Origin of the sequence: Kitasatospora sp. NPDC002227, from assembly GCF_040296285.1 — a bacterium.
Classification (GTDB): domain Bacteria; phylum Actinomycetota; class Actinomycetes; order Streptomycetales; family Streptomycetaceae; genus Kitasatospora.
Map to the genome: position 1 here is coordinate 78,594 of NZ_JBEOWY010000028.1, position 21,332 is coordinate 99,925.

At 73.6% G+C, this 21,332-nt stretch carries 22 protein-coding genes; 7 read left to right on the forward strand and 15 right to left on the reverse strand.

The window, feature by feature from the left end; translation table 11 throughout:
- Positions 1-65: 65 nt before the first annotated feature.
- The 3 genes from ispF to ABT095_RS23810 form a co-directional block, all read right to left on the reverse strand.
- On the reverse strand, positions 66-557 hold the full coding sequence (gene ispF, locus ABT095_RS23800) for a 2-C-methyl-D-erythritol 2,4-cyclodiphosphate synthase (RefSeq protein ID WP_350531494.1): 492 nt from the start codon (positions 555-557) through the stop codon (positions 66-68).
- Complete coding sequence (gene ispD / locus ABT095_RS23805; RefSeq protein WP_350531495.1) at positions 547-1,329, reverse strand: 2-C-methyl-D-erythritol 4-phosphate cytidylyltransferase; 783 nt, start codon at positions 1,327-1,329, stop codon at positions 547-549. Before ispD ends, ispF begins: the two co-directional genes overlap by 11 nt.
- A 215-nt stretch (positions 1,330-1,544) precedes the next feature.
- A complete protein-coding gene (locus ABT095_RS23810; RefSeq protein ID WP_030244332.1) occupies positions 1,545-2,027 on the reverse strand; it encodes a CarD family transcriptional regulator in 483 nt (160 codons plus the stop codon).
- Positions 2,028-2,469: 442 nt separating this feature from the next.
- Here ABT095_RS23810 and ABT095_RS23815 point away from each other — a divergent pair, with 442 nt between their 5' ends.
- Complete coding sequence (locus tag ABT095_RS23815) at positions 2,470-3,144, forward strand: DUF461 domain-containing protein (protein ID WP_350531496.1); 675 nt, start codon at positions 2,470-2,472, stop codon at positions 3,142-3,144.
- 61 nt (positions 3,145-3,205) lie between these two features.
- Here the strand turns inward: ABT095_RS23815 and phoP are convergent, their stop codons facing one another.
- Positions 3,206-3,901, reverse strand: a complete 696-nt coding sequence (gene phoP, locus ABT095_RS23820) for a two-component system response regulator PhoP (protein ID WP_104816822.1) — start codon at positions 3,899-3,901, stop codon at positions 3,206-3,208.
- A complete protein-coding gene (locus tag ABT095_RS23825) occupies positions 3,898-5,184 on the reverse strand; it encodes a sensor histidine kinase (RefSeq protein ID WP_350531497.1) in 1,287 nt (428 codons plus the stop codon). The genes phoP and ABT095_RS23825 overlap by 4 nt, the downstream gene beginning before the upstream one ends.
- Positions 5,185-5,443: 259 nt before the next feature.
- Here ABT095_RS23825 and phoU point away from each other — a divergent pair, with 259 nt between their 5' ends.
- Complete coding sequence (phoU, locus tag ABT095_RS23830) at positions 5,444-6,121, forward strand: phosphate signaling complex protein PhoU (protein WP_350531498.1); 678 nt, start codon at positions 5,444-5,446, stop codon at positions 6,119-6,121.
- Between the two features lie 162 nt (positions 6,122-6,283).
- Positions 6,284-6,430 (forward strand): hypothetical protein, encoded by a 147-nt coding sequence (locus ABT095_RS23835; protein ID WP_168219604.1) that lies wholly within the window; start codon positions 6,284-6,286, stop codon positions 6,428-6,430.
- Between the two features lie 70 nt (positions 6,431-6,500).
- Here the strand turns inward: ABT095_RS23835 and ABT095_RS23840 are convergent, their stop codons facing one another.
- A complete protein-coding gene (locus tag ABT095_RS23840) occupies positions 6,501-7,259 on the reverse strand; it encodes a phosphoglyceromutase (RefSeq protein ID WP_350531499.1) in 759 nt (252 codons plus the stop codon).
- Positions 7,260-7,396: 137 nt separating this feature from the next.
- Between ABT095_RS23840 and ABT095_RS23845 the strand changes: the two genes are divergently transcribed.
- Entirely contained in the window at positions 7,397-8,677 is a 1,281-nt protein-coding gene (locus ABT095_RS23845) for an MDR family MFS transporter (protein ID WP_350531500.1), read from the forward strand.
- Here the strand turns inward: ABT095_RS23845 and ABT095_RS23850 are convergent, their stop codons facing one another.
- Both ABT095_RS23850 and mshA read right to left on the reverse strand, forming a co-directional pair.
- Positions 8,678-9,187 carry a type III secretion system chaperone family protein gene (locus ABT095_RS23850; RefSeq protein ID WP_350531501.1) on the reverse strand — a complete coding sequence of 170 codons (510 nt, stop codon included), beginning with the start codon at positions 9,185-9,187 and terminating at the stop codon, positions 8,678-8,680.
- Between the two features lie 44 nt (positions 9,188-9,231).
- A complete protein-coding gene (gene mshA / locus ABT095_RS23855; protein WP_502884981.1) occupies positions 9,232-10,602 on the reverse strand; it encodes a D-inositol-3-phosphate glycosyltransferase in 1,371 nt (456 codons plus the stop codon).
- Between the two features lie 361 nt (positions 10,603-10,963).
- Here mshA and ABT095_RS23860 point away from each other — a divergent pair, with 361 nt between their 5' ends.
- A complete protein-coding gene (locus ABT095_RS23860; protein ID WP_350531502.1) occupies positions 10,964-11,788 on the forward strand; it encodes a class I SAM-dependent methyltransferase in 825 nt (274 codons plus the stop codon).
- Positions 11,789-11,943: 155 nt separating this feature from the next.
- Here ABT095_RS23860 and ABT095_RS23865 read toward each other — a convergent pair whose 3' ends face one another.
- Positions 11,944-12,480 carry an O-acetyl-ADP-ribose deacetylase gene (locus tag ABT095_RS23865; RefSeq protein WP_350531503.1) on the reverse strand — a complete coding sequence of 179 codons (537 nt, stop codon included), beginning with the start codon at positions 12,478-12,480 and terminating at the stop codon, positions 11,944-11,946.
- A gap of 592 nt (positions 12,481-13,072) precedes the next feature.
- Here ABT095_RS23865 and ABT095_RS23870 point away from each other — a divergent pair.
- Positions 13,073-14,545, forward strand: coding sequence for a PP2C family protein-serine/threonine phosphatase (locus ABT095_RS23870; RefSeq protein WP_502884982.1), 1,473 nt, complete (start codon positions 13,073-13,075; stop codon positions 14,543-14,545).
- 50 nt (positions 14,546-14,595) lie between these two features.
- Here the strand turns inward: ABT095_RS23870 and ABT095_RS23875 are convergent, their stop codons facing one another.
- The 6 genes from ABT095_RS23875 to ABT095_RS23900 all read right to left on the reverse strand — a co-directional run bounded on the left by ABT095_RS23875 (position 14,596) and on the right by ABT095_RS23900 (position 20,456).
- The gene (locus ABT095_RS23875) at positions 14,596-14,931 is read right to left on the reverse strand and encodes a DUF2516 family protein (protein ID WP_350531505.1); all 336 of its coding nucleotides are present in this window, start codon (positions 14,929-14,931) and stop codon (positions 14,596-14,598) included.
- A 127-nt stretch (positions 14,932-15,058) separates the two neighbouring features.
- Positions 15,059-15,577: a hypothetical protein gene (locus tag ABT095_RS23880; RefSeq protein ID WP_350531506.1), complete on the reverse strand. Its 519-nt coding sequence runs from the start codon at positions 15,575-15,577 to the stop codon at positions 15,059-15,061.
- A 74-nt stretch (positions 15,578-15,651) separates the two neighbouring features.
- Entirely contained in the window at positions 15,652-16,008 is a 357-nt protein-coding gene (locus tag ABT095_RS23885; RefSeq protein ID WP_350531507.1) for a helix-turn-helix domain-containing protein, read from the reverse strand.
- A gap of 109 nt (positions 16,009-16,117) precedes the next feature.
- Entirely contained in the window at positions 16,118-16,588 is a 471-nt protein-coding gene (locus ABT095_RS23890; protein ID WP_350531508.1) for a GNAT family N-acetyltransferase, read from the reverse strand.
- A 41-nt stretch (positions 16,589-16,629) separates the two neighbouring features.
- Entirely contained in the window at positions 16,630-16,833 is a 204-nt protein-coding gene (locus tag ABT095_RS23895; RefSeq protein ID WP_350531509.1) for a hypothetical protein, read from the reverse strand.
- Entirely contained in the window at positions 16,830-20,456 is a 3,627-nt protein-coding gene (locus ABT095_RS23900) for an SNF2-related protein (protein WP_350531510.1), read from the reverse strand. The genes ABT095_RS23895 and ABT095_RS23900 overlap by 4 nt, the downstream gene beginning before the upstream one ends.
- 182 nt (positions 20,457-20,638) lie before the next feature.
- On the opposite strand from ABT095_RS23900, the gene ABT095_RS23905 reads away from it, so the two are divergent.
- On the forward strand, positions 20,639-21,247 hold the full coding sequence (locus tag ABT095_RS23905; protein ID WP_350531511.1) for a YceI family protein: 609 nt from the start codon (positions 20,639-20,641) through the stop codon (positions 21,245-21,247).
- Positions 21,248-21,332 lie beyond the last annotated feature (85 nt).

The window sequence follows — 21,332 nt, forward strand, 5'->3', positions numbered from 1 at the left end:
CTCAGTCGTCCCAATACCGCAGCCCAGGCTAGCCACTCCGTACCCGGACGGCCGGGAGCACACGCTCAGCGTTCGTAGACCAGCGCCGTGGCCAGCGCGGCCAGCCCCTCGGCCCGGCCGGTCAGGCCCAGGCCGTCGGTGGTGGTGCCGGAGACGGCGACCGGCGCGCCGACGGCGGCCGAGAGCACGGCCTGCGCCTCCGCACGGCGCTTGCCGACCTTCGGGCGCACCCCGATCACCTGGACGGAGACGTTTCCGATCTCGAAACCCGCCGCCCGGACGATCCTGGCGGCCTCGGCCAGCAGCGTCACCCCGGAGGCGCCCGCCCACTCCGGGCGGTCGGTGCCGAAGTGCGCGCCCAGGTCGCCGACGCCGGCCGCCGAGAACAGCGCGTCGCAGGCGGCGTGCGCCACCACGTCCGCGTCCGAGTGCCCGGCCAGGCCGTACTCGGCCTCCGGCCACTCCAGGCCGGCCACCCAGAGCGGGCGCCCGGCCTCGAAGGCGTGCACGTCGGTGCCGATCCCCACCCGGGGGACGACGGGCCGGTCAGAAGCCATCGGAAGCCCTCCTGCGGGCGAGCACGGCCTCGGCGAGCACGAGGTCGAGCGGTCGGGTCACCTTGAACGCCTCTTCGTGGCCGGGCACCACGACCACCTGGCCGCCGTAGTGCTCGACCAGCCCGGCGTCGTCCGTCACCGGCGGCAGCGTGCCGCCGGCCTCCTCGGCCAGCGCCTTCTCGTGCACCTCGCTCAGCGTCGCGTGCCGGAACCCCTGCGGGGTCTGCACCGCGCGCAGGCAGGCCCGGTCCGGCGTGTCGAGCACCGGCTCGGGCGCGCCAGGCTGCGGCACCACGCGCTTGACGGTGTCGGCCAGCGGCACCCCGGGCACCACCGCCACGGCCCCGCCGCGGACGGCCGCCGCGACGGCGTCCACCACGTCCACCGGCACCAGCGGGCGGGCCGCGTCGTGCACCAGCACCACGTCGAACTCGGCGGGGACGGCGGCCAGTCCGAGCCGCACCGACTCCTGGCGGGTCGCGCCGCCGGCCACCACCTTGATGTCCTTGCCGTCCAGGCCGTGGCTGTCGAGCAGCGCGGCGACCTCCGCCACGCCGTCGGCGGGGGCCGCGACCACCACCAGGCCGACCGCCCGGCTGCGCGCCAGCGCCCGGACGGCGTGCACCAGCAGGGGCACCCCGCCGAGTTCCCGCAGGGCCTTCGGGGCTCCCGGCCCCAGCCGCTCCCCCCGCCCGGCGGCGGGGACGACGGCTGCTGCAACTGCTGCTGAGGCGTTCAGGTTTCGCTCCTTCGGCGAAGTGGGTATGGCCATCTGTGCGCCACCCGGGCCCCTTCCGACCGCGAGCCCGACCGGCGCCTGCACTCCGTCGTCACGCCAGGCGTGTCTTCGGCCGACCCGGGCCCGGGTATGCCGAAGCGCCCGGCATGACGACCCGTCACCTGACCTTACGTGAGATCAGACGACGCACCGGCATCGGGCGCCTTGGCATGGTGCGGTGCGACCCCGTCAGGGGGCCGGACGCGGACTCAGGAGGCCAGGACCTCGTCGAGCAGCGTCTCCGCCTTGTCCTCATTGGTGTTCTCCGCGAGCGCCAGCTCGCTCACCAGGATCTGGCGGGCCTTGGCGAGCATGCGCTTCTCGCCGGCCGACAGGCCGCGCTCGCGCTCCCGGCGCCACAGGTCGCGGACGACCTCGGCCACCTTGATGACATCGCCGGAGGCCAGCTTCTCCAGGTTCGCCTTGTAACGGCGGGACCAGTTGGTGGGCTCCTCGGTGTACGGTGCGCGGAGCACCTCGAAGACCCGGTCCAGACCCTCCTGGCCGACTACGTCACGCACGCCGACGAACTCGGCGTTCTCAGCGGGCACGCGCAGCGTCAAGTCTCCCTGCTGCACCTTGAGCACCAGGTAGGTCTTGTCCACACCCTTGATCTGGCGAATTTCGATGGCCTCGATCAGCGCGGCCCCGTGATGGGGGTAGACCACCGTGTCGCCAACCTTGAACGTCATGTGACAGGACCCCTTCCGTGGCTTTCCAGAATAACACGCTTTTCGGCGCGCCCGAAGGGCGTTTTCGCAGGTCAGGGCCGGTCTCGGGGCTTGACAAGCACCCCCATGACGTGCTGCGACCAAGCCCTCGCGAAGGCTTCCCGCAGGTGGGAGGTGGTACGGGCACCTGACGAAACCTCTGGAAGAACTGTCGAAACCATGATTTGATCTTGAGTTTTTGCTGCAGGTACGGGCCCGATCTGCTCGCCGTCGAAATCCGGGCACGTGACGGTGCTCACGACCGGTCGGGCGGGGGCCTCGACCGTACGGTCGTTCGAGTACGGGCGAGCGCCGTCCGGGGGCTCGGCGCGCGACACGGGGCCACCCCGTGCGAAGCGGATAAGTACGGTCGGTAACCTGAGCCGTGACCACCCGACCCGTGATCCAAGGAGAAGCCGCCGCCGTGAGCCGCAGCCTTCGACGCGGCGCAATCGCCGCCCTCGTTCTCGCCGCGATCGTTCCGCTGTCCGCCTGCGCCGCCGGGAACACCCCCGACACGCTGCAGGTCAAGCCGGACAACGCCGCCACCTCGATCGGCAACACCCTCAGGCTCAACAACATCGTGGTGGTGACCAAGGCCGACGCCGTCGCCGAGCAGCCCGGCCCGGCCAATGTCACGGTGAACATCAGCAACGCCGGCGCCACGCCGGAGACGCTGCAGTCGATCACCCTCGGCGAGGGCGCCACCGCGACCTTCACCGACGCCAAGGGCGCGGCGATGAGCGAGATCGTCATCCCGGGCGGCTCCTCGGTGCTGCTCGGCGGCCCGGACCAGCCGAGCGCGCACCTCGCCACGGCGGCCGTGAAGGTCGGCGGCTTCGCCAACGCCACCTTCTCCTTCGCCAAGGCCGGCAAGGTCTCCTCCGCCGCCCAGGTCTTCCCGGCCCGCGGCCAGTGGTCCGACTTCGGCCCGGCCGAGACCAAGCCGGCCGCCGGTGCCTCGGCCTCGGCCGCCGCCTCGGCGGGTGCGACCCCGGCCACCGGTGCGAGCGCCACCGCGAGCGCCCCGGCCACCCCCGGCGCCACGGCGACCGGCGCGGCCACCCCGGGTGCCACCGCCAGCCCGACCGCGCACTGACGCAGACGCCGAAGGGCCCCCGCCGGTCGTCCCGGCGGGGGCCCTTGCGTACCGCTTCGGCTTACGGCTCGAACTTGTAGCCCAGGCCACGCACGGTGACCAGGTAGCGCGGGGCGCCCGGGTCCGGCTCGATCTTGGCCCGCAGGCGCTTCACGTGGACGTCCAGCGTCTTGGTGTCACCGACGTAGTCGGCGCCCCAGACCCGGTCGATCAGCTGCATGCGGGTGAGCACCCGGCCCGCGTTGCGCAGCAGCATCTCGAGCAGGTCGAACTCCTTGAGCGGCAGGTCGACCTTGGCGCCGTCCACCGTCACCACGTGCCGGTCGACGTCCATCCGGACGGGGCCCGCCTCCAGCGCGCCGGGGCCGCCGCCGTCGCCCGCACCGCCGCCGTCCTCACCGCGGCGCCGCAGCACCGCGCGGATCCGGGCGACCAGCTCACGGGTGGAGTAGGGCTTGGTGACGTAGTCGTCCGCCCCTATCTCCAGGCCGACGACCTTGTCGATCTCACTGTCCTTGGCGGTCACCATGATGACCGGGACGTTGGAGCGCACGCGCAGCTGCCGGCAGACCTCGGTGCCCGGCAGGCCCGGCAGCATCAGGTCGAGCAGCACCAGGTCGGCGCCGTTGCGCTCGAACTGCTCCAGTGCGTCGGGGCCGGTGGCGGCGATGGCCACCTCGAAGCCCTCCTTGCGGAGCATGTACGAGAGGGCGTCGCTGAACGACTCCTCGTCCTCGACCACCAGTACTCGGGTCACGGTCTAGCCTCCGGGGCAGGAAGGGGGGTTGATTCTCGCGGTGTGACGGTTGCTGCGCCGGGCTGCTCCGGCGCCGGGGCGTGCCCGGCGGGGAGCCGCACGGTGAAGGTCGAGCCCTGGCCCTCGACGCTCCAGACCGAGACGGTGCCGCCGTGGGAGGCGGCCACGTGCTTGACGATCGAGAGGCCGAGGCCGGTGCCACCGGTGGCGCGGGAGCGGGCCGGGTCGACGCGGTAGAAGCGCTCGAAGACGCGCTCCCGGTCCTTCTCCGAGATGCCGATGCCCTGATCGGTCACCGATATCTCGATCAGCTCGCCGTCGGCCTCGCCGAGTGCGGCGGCGCTGGAGATCCGGCGGGTGGCGATGGCCACCCGAGTCCGGGGCGGGCTGTAGTTGACGGCGTTCTCCACCAGGTTGCCCAGCGCGGCGGCCAGCTGGCCGCGGTTGCCGTGCAGGTAGAGACCGCCGATGCCGCCCGCCGCGATCAGGATCTGCTTGGCGGCGGCGGGCTGCCGGCAGCGGTCGATCGCCTCGGCGATCAGCTCGTCCACCGGGACGGGCTCAGGGTCCACCAGGAGCTGGTCGTCCTGGACCCGGGAGAGGTCGATGATCTCCTGCACCAGGCTGGCCAGGCGGGTCGCCTCGATCTGCATCCGGCCGGCGAAGCGCTGCACGGCCTCCGGGTCGTCGGAGGCGTCGGCCACCGCCTCGGAGAGCAGCGAGAGCGCCCCGACCGGGGTCTTCAGCTCGTGGCTCACGTTGGCCACGAAATCCCGGCGGACGGCCTCGATCCGGCGGCGCTCGGTGAGGTCCTCCACCAGGACGAGCACCAGCCGGGAGCCCAGCGGGGCGACCCGGACCGAGACCGCCAGCGGGTCGGCGGCGCGGGCCGCGCCGGGGCGCGGCACGTCCAGCTCGACCTGGCGGATCTCGCCGTCCCGGCGGGTGGCCCGGGCCAGCGCGAGCATCTGCTCGACCGCCATCGCCCCGCCCCGCACCAGGCCCATCGCGTAGGCGGCGGAGCTGGCCTTGACCACCTCGTCGGCCTCGCCGAGCACGATCGCGCAGGAGCGCAGCACCGAGAGCACGGTGTCCACCCCCGGCGGCAGCGGCGACTCCTGGGCCGGGGTCGCGCTGACCCCGCCCCGGGCACTGCCGCCCCCGTTGTTCTTGCCGCCTCTGGCCTGCTCGCGCTCGCTCCACCGGAAGGCGATGGCAGCAGTGAGGCCGACACCGAGCCCGGCTATGGCGCAGGCAGCGGCGGCGGCCACGTTCACGTCCATACGGCCAGCGTAAGCGCTCCGCGCCCGGGCACCCCCGGGGTGTGATCAAGGGATCCGCCGGGCGTTGCCGAAAGTTCACCTTCAGGTTTCCACCGGTTCACCAGGCGGGTCGTCCGTGGTCGCCCGAACGGATCAGTCTCTGAAAGAGCAGCCCGTGTGGGCACGGTCGCGCGTACGATTCGCGCCACCCGCAGCGAAGTGGTCGTACGAATTGACCTGTCGGCACCGCCACCGGCACAGCTTCTGAGGAGAGAACAGCATGCGCGACGTCTACCACGAGGAACTCGACTCGATCAGCGACGGCCTGGTCGAGATGGCCCGCCTGGTCGGCTCGGCGATGGGCCGCGCCACCACCGCGCTGCTCGACGCCGACCTCGCCCTGGCGGAGAGTGTGATCGCGGCGGACGCGAAGATCAATGCGCTCCACCACGACCTGGAGAACCGCGCGATCGACCTGCTGGCCCGCCAGCAGCCCGTCGCCACCGATCTGCGGATCGTCGTCACCTCCCTGCGGATGAGCGCCGACCTGGAGCGCTGCGGCGACCTCGCCCGTCACGTCGCCAAGGTCGCCCGGCTGCGCTTCCCCGAGACGGCCGTGCCGCACGACCTGCACCCGATCGTCCTGGAGATGGGCCAGCTCGCCCAGCGCCTGGTGGCCAAGGCCGGCCTGGTCATCACCACCAAGGACGTGGACGCCGCGCTCGAGCTGGAGCGGGACGACGACGCGATCGACGCGCTGCACCGCGAGCTCTTCTCGCACCTGCTGGACGACCGCTGGCAGCACGGCATCGAGACCGCCGTCGACGTCACCCTGGTCGGCCGCTACTACGAGCGCTTCGCCGATCACGCCGTCTCGGTCGCCAAGCGCGTCGTCTTCCTGGTGACCGGTGAGCACGCCGGTGACTTCGTCGCCGCCAGCGAGGCCGCGGCGGAGTGATCCGGGGCTGAAACCTCCACTCCGTGCGTCCCCGGCGGCCTGCCACCGGGGGCGCACGTAGCGTGGAACGGCCCGCACCCGCGCGCCCGTTGACGCCTCATCAGCGGCGGGATTCACTCGAAGCGTAGGCACCGCCGTGTGCCTGGATCGAGGAGGACCGCCATGCAGGAAACCCCGGACACCACGGCCGTCGCCGCCGTCGAACCCCCCGCACCCCGCCTGCTGCCGCTGCTCGCCGCCGGATGCGGGTGCGGACCGGGCTGCGGCTGCGGCTGCCAGGCGGGCGCCCCCTGCCAGTGCGGCGGCTGACACCCAGGTGTGACGAAGCCCCGCCCCCGGTCGCCCGGGGGCGGGGCTTCGTCGTGTCAGCGGCGGGCGGTTACTTCTTGCCCTGGTTCTTCACGGCCTCGATCGCGGCGGCGGCTGCCTCGGCGTCGAGGTAGCGGCCACCCTTGGCGACCGGCTTGAAGTCGGCGTCGAGCTCGTAGACGAGCGGGATGCCGGTGGGGATGTTCAGGCCCGCGATGTCCTCGTCCGAGATGCCGTCGAGGTGCTTGACCAGCGCGCGCAGGCTGTTGCCGTGCGCGGTGACCAGGACGGTCTTGCCGGCGGCCAGGTCCGGCACGATCGAGTCGTACCAGTACGGCAGCATCCGCTCGACGACGTCCTGGAGGCACTCGGTGCGCGGACGCAGCTCGCTCGGGATGTCGGCGTAGCGGGCGTCACCGGCCTGCGAGTACTCGTTGTCGTCGGCCAGCACCGGCGGCGGGGTGTCGTACGAGCGGCGCCACAGCTGGAACTGCTCCTCGCCGAACTCGGCCAGGGTCTGGGCCTTGTCCTTGCCCTGGAGAGCGCCGTAGTGGCGCTCGTTCAGCCGCCAGCTGCGGCTGACCGGGATCCAGTGGCGGTCGGCCTTGTCGAGGGCGATCTGCGAGGTGCGGATCGCGCGGCGCAGCAGGGAGGTGTGCACCACGTCGGGGAAGTAACCCTCGGCGGCGAGGAGCTCGCCGCCACGCGCGGCCTCCTTCTCGCCCTTCTCGTTGAGGTCGACGTCGACCCAACCGGTGAAGAGGTTCTTCTGGTTCCACTGGCTCTCGCCGTGGCGGAGCAGGATCAGTCGGTAGGTCGTGTCAGCCATGGCGCCCAGTTTAGAGGAGGCCGAAATCCGCTGGCCGGGGCCTTGGTCCATGAGTAAGCTGCGCCTGCAGCAGGCGCCCGTTACAGCCGGGCTTCACCTGCTGGTCCTGCCGTCCCGTACCCCCGGGGAGCCGCCGTATGCCCGCGTCCACACCGTCCACCACCGGCGCGAGCGGGCGGGTCAGGGCCGCCGTGGCCGAGACGGTCGGCGGGCTGCCGGCCGCCTTCTGGTGGATCTTCGTGTCCACCCTGGTGAACCGCCTGGGCGGCTTCGTGGTGACCTTCCTCGCGCTCTACCTGACCACCGTCCGGGGCTACTCGCCGTCGTACGCCGGTCTGGTCGCCGCGCTCTTCGGGCTCGGCTCGGCCGTCGCGGCCCTCGGCGCCGGGGTGCTCACCGACCGGATCGGCCGCCGGCCCACGCTGCTCGCCGCCCAGCTCTCCAACGCCGTCTGCACCGCGCTGCTCGGCTTCTCGAGCGGGCAGCTGACCATCGCCGTGGTGGCCTTCCTGTGCGGGCTGACCAACAACGCCTCCCGCCCGGCGACCTCGGCGATCATCGCCGACGTCGTCCCGCCCGAGCACCGGGTGCGGGCCTACTCGCTCAACTACTGGGCGATCAACTTCGGCTTCGGCGTCTCGGCCGCGATGGCCGGGCTGATCGCCGCGCACGGCTTCCTGGCGCTCTTCCTGATCGACGCGGCGACCACCCTGCTCTGCGCCCTGGTGATCTTCGCCCGGATCCCGGAGACCAGGCCGGACGCCCCGGTGACGGCCACCGGCGACGGTGCACCGCAGATCGGCCTCGGCGCGGTCTTCCGGGACACCCGCTTCATGGCCCTGGTCGGGCTCAACCTGGTGCTCGCGCTGGTGGCCCAGCAGGGCAGCACCACCCTGGCCGTCGACATGGGCCGGGCGGGGCTCACCACCGGCCAGTTCGGCCTGGTCGCCAGCCTCAACGGCCTGCTGATCGTGCTGCTGCAGCTGCCCGTCACCCGGCTGATCGAGCACCGCGGCCGCACCGCCATGCTGGTCACCGCCGCGCTGCTGACCGGCTGGGGCTACGGGCTGACCGCCTTCGCCGGCTCCTCGGTGGCCTTCTTCTCGTTCACCGTGGTGGTCTGGACGATCGGCGAGATCGTCTACACCCCGAAGGTGGTCTCGCTGGTCGCCGAGCTCTCGCCGACCCACGCCCGGGGCCGCTACCAGGGCATGTTCTCGCTCTCCTGGTCGCTGGCCGCCTTCGCCGGCCCGCTGGTCGGCGGGTACCTGCTGCAGCACCTGGGCTCCGCCGTCTGGTGGGCCTGCGCGGCGCTCGGCACGGTGGCCGCGGCCGGGTTCGTCCTGCTGGTCCGGGTCCGCCCGGCCCCCGGGGTCTCGGCGCCGGCCACCGCCACCCCGGCCGAGGTCAGCGCCTGATCACTCCTTGGGCCCCGCCAGGTGGGCGAAGGCGGCCAGGTTGCGGGTGGACTCCCCGCGCTTGGTCCGCCACTCCCACTCCCGGCGGATCGCCGAGGCGAAGCCCAGCTCGAGCAGCGTGTTGAACGGCTCGTCGGCGTTCTCCAGCACCGTGCCGAGCAGCCGGTCCACCGCCTCGGCGGTCAGCGCCTCCAGCGGCAGCCGCCCGGCCAGGTAGACGTCCCCGAGCGAGTCGATCGCGTACGCGACGCCGAACAGCCGGGTGTTGCGCTCCAGCAGCCAGCGGTACACGCCCTCGTGGTTCTCGTCCGGCCGCCGGATCACGAAGGCGTTGACGGAGAGGGTGTGGTCACCGACCCGCAGCGCACAGGTGGTGGAGAGCTTCCGCGTGCCGGGCAGCGTCGCGACCAGCGTGTACGGGTCGGTGACGGCCGGCTCCCAGGCCACGCCCGACTCGTTCAGCGCGGCACCGAGCAGCCCGAGGGCCTCGTCCTTCGTACGGGTAGCCATGGCGCAGACGTTACCGCCCGCGCCACGGCCGTTCGATACAGGCTCTACGCCGGACGGCGGGAGAGCAGGCCGGCCGGGCGGTGCATGGCCCCGGCGTAGACCTCGGCGGTGGCGGCCGCCGCCGCGTCCCAGCCGAAGGCCGCCGCGTGCCGGGCCGCCGCCGCGCCCTGCCGGGCCACCAGGGCCCGGTCGGTGGCGTACGGGAGCAGCGCACGGGCCCAGTCAGCCGGGTCGTGGCCGTTGACCAGGGTGCCGGTCACCCCGCCCTGCACCGCGACCGGCAGGCCGCCGACGGCCGCCGCGACCACGGGGGTGCCGCAGGCCTGGGCCTCCAGGGCGACCAGGCCGAAGGACTCGCTGTAGGAGGGCATCACCAGAGCCGTCGCCGCGCGGTACCACTCGGCGAGCTGCTGCTGGCCGACCGGCGGGTGGAAGCGGACCACGTCACCGATACCGAGCTGGGCGGAGAGCTTGTGCAGCGCCTCGGGCTTGGCCAGCCCGCTGCCGGAGGGGCCGCCGACCACGGGCACCACCAGGCGCTCGCGCAGGCCCGGCTCGCGCTCGAGCAGCACCGCGACGGCCTTGAGCAGCACGTCCGGCGCCTTGAGCGGCTGTATTCGGCCGGCGAACAGCAGCACCGCCGCGTCCTGCGGCAGGCCGAGCCGGGCTCGGGCCTCGGCCTGGGCGGCGGGCCCGCCGGGGCGGAACACCTCGAGGTTGACGCCGGGGTGCACGATCGCCAGCTGGTCCTCGCGGGCCGCGTAGTGGTGCGAGAGCTCGCCGGCCTCCTCCGCGGTGTTGGCGATCAGCCGGTCCGCCGCCTCGACCACCTGGGTCTCGCCGATCACCCGGGCCGGCGGCTCGGGGGTGTCCCCGGCGGCCAGCGCGGCGTTCTTCACCTTCGCCATGGTGTGCATGGTGTGCACCAGCGGCACTCCCCAGCGCTCGGCGGCCAGCCAGCCGACCTGCCCGGAGAGCCAGTAGTGCGAGTGCACCAGGTCGTAGTGCCCGGGCCGGTGGCCGGCCTCGGTGCGCAGCACGCCGTGGGTGAAGGCGCAGAGCTGGGCCGGCAGGTCCTCCTTGAGCAGGCCTTCGTACGGCCCGGCCGTGACGTGCCGCACCAGCACCCCGGGGGCCAGCTCGACCAGCGGGGCGTCGTCGGAGCTGACGGCGCGGGTGAAGACCTCGACCTCGATGTCCAGCGCGGCCAGGCGCTTGGCCAGCTCGACGATGTAGACGTTCATCCCACCGGCGTCGCCGGTGCCCGGCTGGTGCAGCGGGGAGGTGTGCACGCTCATCATCGCGATCCGGCGTGGGCGCCGGGCCCGGCTGCCGACCAGCGCCTGCAGGCGCCCCCGACCGCCTCCGAGCGGTGTCTGGGCACGGCGGATCGACCGTGCGGAGTGCTGCGTCACCTGGCTGAAGCCTCCTCTTGCTCCCCGGGCTGCGGGCTGCTCGCCTCGTGTTGCGGTGCGGTGCTCGTTGCTTGTGGTGCCTGGTACCTCTGGCGGTGCTTGGCGTCTCTGGTGGTTCTCGGTACTTCGGGTGGTGCTCGGCATTTCGGGTGGTGCTGGTGGGACTGGACAGTGCTGGTGGTGCCGCCTCGGCCGCCGTTGGCCGTGCGACGCGCATGCGGGAGCGCCCGCCGGGCGATCAGGTGCCCGGTGGCATTCGTCCAGTGTGCCAACCATCGGGGTTACGGCCGGTATTCCCGCCCGGCCGGAAGAGATCGGACGGGCTTGGGAGCGACGGGCCCGGGCCACGTAGGCTGCGGGCATGGCCGCCTCGTTCGATCCCGCTCCCAGCCGTGGGCGCTCCGCCCGCCCGGTCGGGACGGTCACCCGGGGCACCACCAACACCAACCGGCTGCGGCGGATGGACCGCTGGATCGCCCACACGACGGGGCCCGCACTGCGCTCGGCCGCCACGCCCCCCGTCGCCGTGGACCTCGGCTACGGCGCCGCCCCCTGGACGGCCGTCGAGCTCGCCGCCCGGCTGCGGGCCGTCCGCCCGGACGCCCGGGTGGTGGGCATCGAGATCGAGCCGGCCCGGGTCGAGGCCGCGCTGCCGTACGCCGACCCGCCGCTGCTGACCTTCCGCCGCGGCGGCTTCGAGGTGCCGCTGGACGGCGGCGCCGCGCCGCTGCTGATCCGGGCGGCGAACGTGCTGCGCCAGTACGAGGAGGCCGCCGTGGCGGCGGTCTGGGAGCGGCTGTGCGCCCGGCTGGCCCCGGGCGGGCTGCTGGTGGAGGGCACCTGCGACGAGATCGGGCGGCGGCACGTCTGGGTCGCGCTCGGCCCGGAGGGGCCCCGGACGGTCACCTTCGCCGCCCGCCTCGGCGGCCTCGGCCAGCCCTCCGACCTCGCCGATCGGCTGCCCAAGGCGCTGATCCACCACAACGTGCCGGGGCGCCCGGTGCACCGCTTCCTCGCCGACTTCGACCGGGCCTGGGCGGCCGCCGCGCCGTACGGGGCGTTCGGCGCCCGCCAGCGCTGGGCGGCCGCCTGCACGGCGCTGGCCGGGAGCTGGCCGCTGGTCGACGCCCGGGGGCGCTGGCGCCAGGGCGAGGTCACCGTGCCGTGGGACGCCCTGGCGCCCTGAGCGCCGGGTGGTTGAACGGCGCTGTCGAACACTTTCCCGGGGCCTTCGCACAGATTCACTCGAACGAGCTATCGAATACCACTGGCGCGTTGACGTTCCATCACGCCACCATGGTCTCGGGCCGCAAGAGCCGTCGAGCGCCTCCCGAGGGGCCGTCAGTTCCGCTGCGCCAGCTCGCGCTCCACCCGCAGATACGTCTCGTACGCCGCGTCACCGAACAGCACGAACCTGGCTTCTTCCACCGTCGGCGCCGCCGCCTCGGCCACCGCCGTGAGGGCGATCCGCGCCGCGTCCTCCAACGGCCAGCCGTACACCCCGGCCGAGATCGCCGGGAAGGCCACCGACCGCGCGCCCAGCTCCACCGACACCCGTAGCGACTCCCGATAGCAGGAGGCCAACAGACCGGCCCGCTCCTCGTACTCCTCCGCCAGGTAGACCGGCCCCACCGTGTGCACCACCCAGCGGGCCGGCAGGCGCCCGGCCGTCGTCGCCACGGCCCGGCCCACCGACAGGCCCTTGCCGTAGTGCCCGGCGCGCAGCTCACGGCAGGCCGCCAGGATGTCCGGCCCGCCCTTGCGGTGGATCGCGCCGTCCACCCCGCCGCCGCCCAGCAGCGATGTGTTGGCGGCGTTCACCACCACGTCCACCTGCTGTTCCGTGATGTCACCCTCGACCAACGTGATCTGTGTCACCGTACCGATCTCCTGTCAACTGCGGCCCTGGGGGCGTCCCGCAGGGGGTGTCAGCCGAACCGCCCGCCGCACCGGCAGCGTGGCACTAGCCACATCGACGGCGTCGGCCTGAGAATTCCTCGGAGATCACGTTATGGTCGCGAGAAGCTTCCGGACATACGGTGCCAGGCGGGCACTCCGGGTCGCGCCCGACCGTTGGCCAGTCTGGAACAGGGAGGAACAACCCATGCCCGCTACGGGTGACGGGCGGGCCCCTAGCGCCTCGTCCCGGCCGGGCACCCCAGCCGCCGTGCTGACGGGTGCGGCCGTCGGCTCCACCGCCGGCGCCACCGAGCGCACCGCCGAGCGTGCGGCCAAGCGCGGTGCCGCCGAGCGCACCGACCACACGGCCACCCACCCGGGCGCCCTGGTCGGCCCGCACCTACCCGGCACGCACCCGGGCCTGCACCCGACCGCCCTCTCCGGCGTGCACCCCGCCGGCCACGGCGGCACCCACCCGCACTCCGGTGGCCACCCCGACCTGTTCAGCACCAGCCAGCAAGCCGCCGAGCGCGCTCTGCCGGCCGACCCGCCGGGCCGCCGCCGCGCCGAGCTGCCCGGCCAGTCGGCCGCCCGCTCCGCCGCTCCCCCGGCGCCCGAGGCCGACACCCAGCCCGTCACCGCCTGCCCGGACGCGCTCGCGGTCCGCCCGCCCGAGCCGGCCGCCGCCGGCCGCGCGCCCGAGGGCGAGGCCCGGCCGATACCGCGCCCGAGAGCCACCGCGCACGCCGCCCTCGCGCCGGACGCGCCGTTCCGCCTGCTCGTGATCGAGGACGACGCCTCCGACGCCGCCCTGATCCAGCGGCTGGTCACCGACAGCGGCTCACCGATCGAGCTGCACTGGGCCCGTGGCATCGAGCAGGCCGCGCAGCTGCTCACCCCCACTCCCCCGGCCATCCGGCGCGGCCGCCCGCGCGGCGCCGACTTCAACTGCGTCCTGCTCGACCTGGCCGCCCCGGCCGACCTGCCGCACCCGTCCGACGGGTCCAACGGCCTGGAGGGCCTGCGCGAGCTGCTGCACCGCGCCCCGCACACGGCGGTCGTGGTGCTCACCGACGCCACCGACACCGGTGACGCCGCCGGGCCCGAGCTCGGCGCCGCCGCCGTCGCCGCCGGGGCGCAGGACTTCCTGGTCAAGCACGAGACGGACGGCCCGCTGCTGGCCCGCGCCCTGCGCTACGCCGTGGAGCGCAAGCGGGCCGACGAGTCCCAGCGCCGCCTGGTCGAGGCCGAGCTGCGCGGCCAGGAGAACGCCCGGCTCCAGCGCCACCTGCTGCCCACCCCGCTGCTCGACGGCGCCGGCCTGGCCTTCACCCGCCGCTACCGCCCGGGGCGGCGCCGCGCCCTGCTCGGCGGCGACTTCTACGACGCCGTCCGCACCGACGACGGCGTGGTCCACGTGGTCATCGGGGACGTCTGCGGCCACGGCCCGGACGAAGCCGCCCTCGGAGTCGCGCTGCGGATAGCGTGGCGCACCCTGGTCTTCGCCGGGCTGACCGGCCAGGCCCTGCTCTCCACCCTCCAGCACGTCCTCGAGCACGAGCGCCGCAGCGACGAGATCTTCGCGACGCTCTGCATGGTGGTGCTCCACCCCTCCGGCAGCGGGCCGCAGGAGGGCGAGCGCGCCGAGTTCTACCTCGCCGGGCACCCCGCCCCGCTGCTGCTCTCCCCCGGCGGCCGGCCCGCACTGCTGCCCTCCGAGCAGGCCGGGCCCGCCCTCGGGCTGCTCGCCTGCGACGACGGCCTGGCCGTGTGGCCCGCCCAGGAGACGGAGCTGCACCCCGGTTGGAGCCTGCTCCTCTACACCGACGGCCTGGTCGAGGGCCGGGTCGGCGCCGGCTCGCGCCGCCTCGGCCAGGACGGCCTGGTCGAGCTGATCGGCGACCACCAGTCGGCCGGTCTCACCCGGGGCCGCCTGGTCGACAGCGCCATCGCCGAGGTCGAGGAGCTCAACGGCGGCGCACTCACGGACGACGTCGCCGTCCTGCTGCTGGAGCGCAACCCCGTCCCGCTCATCATGGGCTGACGGTACGGCGAAGGGCCGGGAGCGAGTTCGCTCCCGGCCCTCGGCCTTGCTCACCACGGGCCGTACGGGCCCATGTTCCGCTTGTCCCCGCCCCGGCCGCCGGAGACCGCCCGCACGGCGGGGCGCACGTCCACCACGTAGACGATCGCGGCCACCAGGCCGATCAGTGTCAGCGGCCCGAAGACGCTCGCGCCCAGCAACAGGTCCAGGCCGAGCGCCAAACCGAGGATGACCAGCCAGAAGGTCTTGGTCTTCTTGTCGGCGGCGGGGAAGGCGTCGTCCCTGCGGGTCAGCGCGTCCACGAAGGCGAACAGCTTGAACCCGACCACCGCCATCGCCAGCCACCAGAGCGGGTTCAGGTACCCGACACTCACGATCTGCTGCACTGCGGCCTCCTCACCTGGGCTCCGGCCACACCCCGGCCGTCCTGGCACGGCGGTCCGTCACCTCTGGTGACAACGTACCGACCGCCCCGGGTGTGCCCGCCCGATTCCGGCACACCCGCCGAAGGCCTTACTTCTCCGCGGCCGGCTTACGGGTCCGCGGCGCCCGCTTGGCCGGCTGCTCCGCGGCCGGCTCCTCGACGATCTCGACGTCCACGACCTCGATCTCGACGACCTCCTCGGCCACCGCCTCCGCCGGCTCGGCCTTGGCCGGCTTCTCGCCGTCCACCACGGCCTTGCCGCGCACGGCCAGCTCCTCGTAGACCTCCATCGCCTTCACCGCGAGCTCGGCCGCCCGGCCGACCTGCTGAAGCGCGAAGGTCTGCGCCTTCTCCTGCAGCTCCTTGAGGTCGGTCGGCAGCGTGGTGACGGTCTCCGTCACCTTCGCCTGCGCGCCGACCAGCTTCGCCTGGGCCTCCTGCAGGCGGGCCGTGGCCATCTCCTGCGCACCCTTGCGGTCGGCAGCCAGCGCCTCGACCTTGCCCGGCACCTCGCGCAGCTTCTCGTACGCGAGGTCGCCCGCGCCCGCCAGGGCGTACAGCGGGGTCGGGTCGCTGAGGGTCTTCTTGATCTCGTCCGTGATCGCCATGACCGGTCCTCCCTGTCCGCCGACAGCGCCGCTCTGGCCTGCCGGATCTCGTCTTCGCTCCAGCTCGCTGCTGCTCAGCTCGCCTGGCCCTTGTTCTCCTTGAGGAAGGCCTCGTACACCGCCAGCAGCGCCTGCTTCTGCTGCTCGTCGATGAACGGATCCGCCAGGATCGCGGCCCGCAGCTCGAGCCCCTCCCCCTGCCGCTCCTCCAGGATCCCGGCCTGCACGTACAGCGTCTCCGCCGAGATCCGCAGCGCCTTGGCGATCTGCTGCAGGATCTCCGCACTCGGCTTCCGCAGCCCCCGCTCGATCTGACTGAGGTACGGATTCGACACCCCGGCGGCCTCCGCTAGCTGCCGCAACGAGTACTGCGCGTTCCGCCGCTGCTCCCGGATGTACTCACCCAAGGACCCGACGTTCAGTGAAGCCATGCCCCCAGCCTGCCCCACCCTGCTTGCAATTGCAAGCACGCTGCTAGCAGCCAGCTCGCACCGGGTCGCGACACGCCGCGTCGATGGTGCCGGTGCCCAAGGAGGCGGATCAGGTCAGCTGGAGCTCGCCGACGGTCTGGGTGCCGCTGAGTTCGCCGGTGGGGCGGAAGCCGAGGGAGAGGTAGAAGGGTTCGGGGCCGTCGGGGCCGGGGTGCCAGGTGGTGGTGAGGCGGGTGGTGCCGCGGCGGCGGAGTTCGGTGGCGACGGATTCGACGGCGAAGCGGCCGTAGCCGCGGCCTTGGGCGTCGGCGGCGATGTTGAGGCGCCAGAGGCCGGAGCGGAGGTCGGGGGCGGCGCCGTCGGCGGCGAAGTCGATGTCGAGGAAGGCCATCAGGAAGCCGACCACGCGGTCGCCGTCGAGGATCAGCCGGGGCCAGGCGGCCTCGGGGTGGACGTACGCCTCGGCGAGGGACTTCACCACCGGGGCCACCAGGTGCTCCTGGTCGGGGCGCACCCGCAGGGCGAGGGCGGCGTCGATGTTGTCCGGGGTGACCGGCTCAAGGCGCGGTGCGGTGCTCATGCGGCCCACCATAGGGCTGCCGTCCAGCGGGTTTTCGCTGGTCAGGAGGGAAGATCGCGCTGCGTGAAGCGGTCGTAGGCGGGGGCGAGGAGCGCGGCGAGGTCGCGCCCGCCGCCGCGCAGGCCGGCCGGGCCGAGCTCGGCGAGGGCGCAGGCCCGGGGCGGCTCCGGTTCGTCCTCGGCCGGGCCGAGGGTGAAGTCTCCGGACCAGAAGCCGGCCAGCGGATTGAGGCGTTCGGTGGTCATCGGAGCTCCGGTTCGAGGTCGTCGGCGGAGAGGGAGACGAGTTCGCGCAGGGCGGCCGTGGAGAGTTCGGTGATCCACCGCTCCCCGTCGCCGACCGCCGCCTCGGCCAGCGCCCGCTTGGATTCGATCAGTTCGCCGATCCGCTCCTCGACCGTGCCGACGCAGACCAGCCGCCGCACCTGGACGTTCCGCCGCTGCCCGATCCGGAACGCCCGGTCGGTGGCCTGGTCCTCGACCGCCGGGTTCCACCAGCGGTCGAGGTGGATGACCTGGTTGGCCGCGGTGAGGTTGAGACCGGCGCCGCCCGCCTTGAGCGAGATCAGGAACACCCTTGGCCCGTCGGGCTGTTGGAACCGCTCGACCAGCTCGTCCCGACGGCGGCGCGGCGTGCCGCCGTGCAGATAGAGCACCTCCTCGCCGAGCCGTTCGGCCAGGTGCGGCTGCAGCCGGCGGCCGAACTCCGCGTACTGGGTGAACACCAGCGCCCGGTCCCCCTCGGCGAGCGCCTCGGCCAGGATCTCCTCCAGCCTGGCGACCTTGCCCGAGCGGTCGGCCAACTTGGAGCGGTCGTGCAGTAGTTGGGCTGGGTGGTTGCACACCTGCTTGAGCTTGCCGATGGCCGCGAGCACCGTGCCGCGCCGCTCGACGCCCCGGATGCCCTGGACGCGGTGCAGCAGGTCGGCCACCACCGCCTGGTACAGCCCGGCCTGCTCGGCGGTGAGGTGGCACCGGACGGTGAACTCCTGCTTGGCGGGCAGCTCGGCCGCCACCACCGGATCCGACTTGAGCCGCCGGAGCAGGAACGGGCCGGTGAGACGCTGGAGTTGGGCCCCAGCGGTCGCACTGCCACCCTGCTCCATCGGGACGGCGAACCGCTCCTTGAAGGACTCCGCCGTGCCGAACAGCCCCGGGTTGGCGAAGTCCAGGACGGCGTGCAGCTCGGCGAGGCGGTTCTCCACCGGCGTGCCGGTCAGTGCCAGGCGGTGGTCGGCGCGGATCGCCCGGACGGCGCGGGCCTGGCCGGTGGCGGCATTCTTGATGTACTGGGCCTCGTCGCAGACCACCCGGCGCCAGCGCCGCCCGCCGAGCACGGGCAGATCCCGCTGGAGCAGCCCGTAGGTGGTGATCAACAGGTCTGTCTCCTCCGGCAGTTCGGACCGGTCGGCACCGTGGTGGACGTGGACGCGCAGCGAGGGCGCGAAGCGGGCCGCCTCCCGGCGCCAGTTGCCGACCACCGAGGTCGGGCAGACCAGCAGGGTCGGGCCGCCGATGCCGAGCCGCTGCTCGGCGGCGAGCAGGGCCAGGGTCTGGACGGTCTTGCCGAGGCCCATGTCGTCCGCGAGGACGGCGCCGAGGCCGAGGCGGGTGAGGGTGTGCAGCCAGGCCAACCCCCGCTCCTGGTAAGGGCGGAGCGTGGCACCGAAGTCCGCGGGCAGGGGTGGGGCCGCTTGCTGTCCGGCCGCCCGGCCGGACAGCAGGTCGCCGAGCGGGCCGGTGGCGTGGACGGCGGTCACCGGGAAACCGGCGACCTGGGGCGCGGCGGCCAGGGCGAGCCGCAGCGCCTCGGGGGCCGACATGACTCCGGTGCCTTGGTGGCGGAGGAAGGCCAGCGCCGCCGCGATCTGCTCGGGGTCGACCTCGACCCAGCGGCCCCGGAGCCGGACCAGCCCCTGCTGGGCCGCCCCGAGATCCGCCAACTCCTGCTCCGTCAGGTCGACTTCGCCGAGCGCCGACTGCCAGCTGAATGCGACCACCGCGTCGCGGTCGACCTGGTTGATCCGCTCGACCGCCCCCGGCGCGGCGACCGGCGCGGCGGTGAGGGCCAGTCCCAGCCGTGGCCGCCGCTGCCACCACGCCGGCACCAGCACTCCGAACCCGGCCTCCGCCAGGGCCGGCGCCGCCTCCCGCAGGAACTCCAGCGCCCCGGCCCGGTCGAGGTCCACCCCGGTCGGCCGGGCGGCCCCCAGCGCCCTGGCGTACTCCGGCCGCCGCAGCGCCGCCCGGGCGAACTCGGCGGCGAGCGCCTCCACCGGATCGACGGCGACACCCCGCCCCGGGCGGACCGCAGCAGAGGCGGAAGCCGGGGCGGGAGCAGGAGCAGAAGCGGAAGCCGGGGCGGGAGCAGGAGCAGAAGCGGAAGCCGGGGCGGGAGCAGGAGCAGAAGCCCGGGCGGGAGCGGAGTCAGACGTGTCGAGCCAGGCGGAGCCGTCGACGTCCGCCACCGAGGCTCCCCCGACCGGCGGGCCGCCGGAGCCGGCGCCCGCCTGGGCAGCAGCAACGGGGCCCGCCGTCGGCGGGCCGGCGACGGCCCGGGCCAGGGCGGCTGCGGCGGGGCCGTCGGCCCAGAGGTCCGCGGTGGGGAGCAGGAGCGACGGCTGGTCGACTGCCTGGACGAGGAAGTCGAGCCGCCAACCGCCGTCGGAGTGCGGCTCGTCCGGATCGTCCGGGTCGTCGGAGCCGAGCGGTTCGGAGAGCCGGAAGCAGAGCCGGACCGGACTGTCCGGATCGGCCGCCCCCGCCTGCCACGCGGCGAGCTGCTCGCGCAGCTCGGCGAAGCCTCCGAGCCTGCCGACCGCCGCCGAGGATTGCCCGAGCGCAGCCGATCCAGCGCCGCCCAACGGCCCGCCCGGGACGTGCGGGACGTGCGAGACGTCCGAGACGTCCGAGACGTGCGAGACGTCCGAGACGCGCGAGACGTCCGAGACAGCGTCGGCCGACGCCGGCACGCCGTCCCCTGCCGCGCCCAGCTCCGCACCGGCGACCGCCGCCCCGGCACCGACCCGCCCGCCCGAGACCGCCGGCGCAGAAACGGGCAGTGGCCGCAGCAGTCCGTCCGGGGCGTGGAGGGCGGCGAGCCAGGGGCCGAGCGGGGCATCGGCGTGGGGTGCGGGGAGGCCCTCCAGGGCGGTGCGGGCCTCGCGGTCGGTGAGGGTGTCGAGGATGTCGGCGAGGAGGTCGGTGGGGGTGGGGGCCGGGGAGGTGCGCTGTTCGGCGCGGCAGACCGGTGGGCAGCCGTCGGCCAGGGCGGCGGCCTCGCGGCGGGCCGCCGGATCGAGGGCGGGCTGCCAGTGCGCATACGGGGCGCCGTTCAGGCTCCGGAGGACGGGCAGGACGCGGCCGCGGCCGACCAGGCGCCAGGCCAGGTCGTGGACGGCGGTCAGCCAGCGCAGCGACGCGCCGTACGCGACCTCGACCGGGCCGAGGCCCTCGACGGTGGCGGTGGCCACCGAGCCGTGCGGGTCGAAGAGCTCGCCCAGCAGCTGGGCGGCCTCGGTAGGCGGGAAGAGCAGGACGGGCACCCGCCACGCGTACGGCCCGAAGCCGGGGCTGACGGCGCCGACCGGGAGCTGCGGGGAAGGGGTGGGGGCGCCACCGAGGGTGGGGAGCAGCAGGGTGCACCAGCGCTCGGGCGCCTGCTCGGCGAGCCAGCCGAGCCCGGGGCCGATAGCGGCGAGCAGCCCGGCCACGCCGCGGGCCGGGCAGGCGAAGGGGTGCGCCTGCGGCGGGCCGCCCGCCAGTCGCGCGGCCTGGTCGCGGCGCCGGGGGGCGGCGAAGGCCTCCGCGTCCTCCGCCCAGAGTGCGAGCCGGCCGTCGGCTCGCCAGAGGGCATGCAGGGCGTACATGAGGGGAGCCTCCCGGGCCGAGGAGTCGACTCGCTTCACCCTAGCCCGGCCCGCCGACACCGCTCGTTCGGGTGGTTCTGACGAAATAGTGCCCGTACTGGTTGAAATTTGAACCAGGGCGTCCTATGCTGGAGTCAACAAGTTGAAGCCTAAACAAAAGGCTTCGGACCCGAGGAGGAGCCATGGGCATTTTCAACCGCACCAAGACCGCTGAGACCGCCACCGCCACCACCACCGTCGAGGGCCCGGGCCTCGGCCACCTCACCGGTGACTACGCGATCGACACGACCCACAGCCAGATCGGCTTCGCCGTCCGCCACGCGATGGTCACCAACGTGCGCGGCAACTTCGCCGAGTACGAGGGCAAGCTGCACCTGGACGGCGACACCCCCTCGAACTCCACCGCCGAGCTGGTGATCAAGGTGGCGAGCATCGACACCAACCAGGCCCAGCGCGACGAGCACCTGCGCAACAGCGACTTCTTCGCCGCCGAGACCTTCCCCGAGATCCGCTTCACCAGCACCTCGGCCGAGCGCCTGGACGGCGACTCCTACCGGATGACCGGTGACCTCACCATCAAGGACACCACCCGCCAGGTGGTCCTCGACCTGGACTTCACCGGCCAGGCCACCGACGCGTACGGCGTGGACCGGGTCGGCTTCGAGGGTGCCGCGACCATCGACCGCACCGCCTGGGGCCTCAGCTACAACGCCGCGCTGGAGACCGGCGGCGTGCTGATCGGCGAGAAGGTCAAGCTCAGCTTCGACATCTCCGCCGTCAAGGCTTCCTAATGTCGCTTGTCAAGCCGTCTCGGCCGCCGGGAGTGTGACTTGGTAGCACCTCCGGTCGCGTATGAGGGCCCACAGGACGTTCACG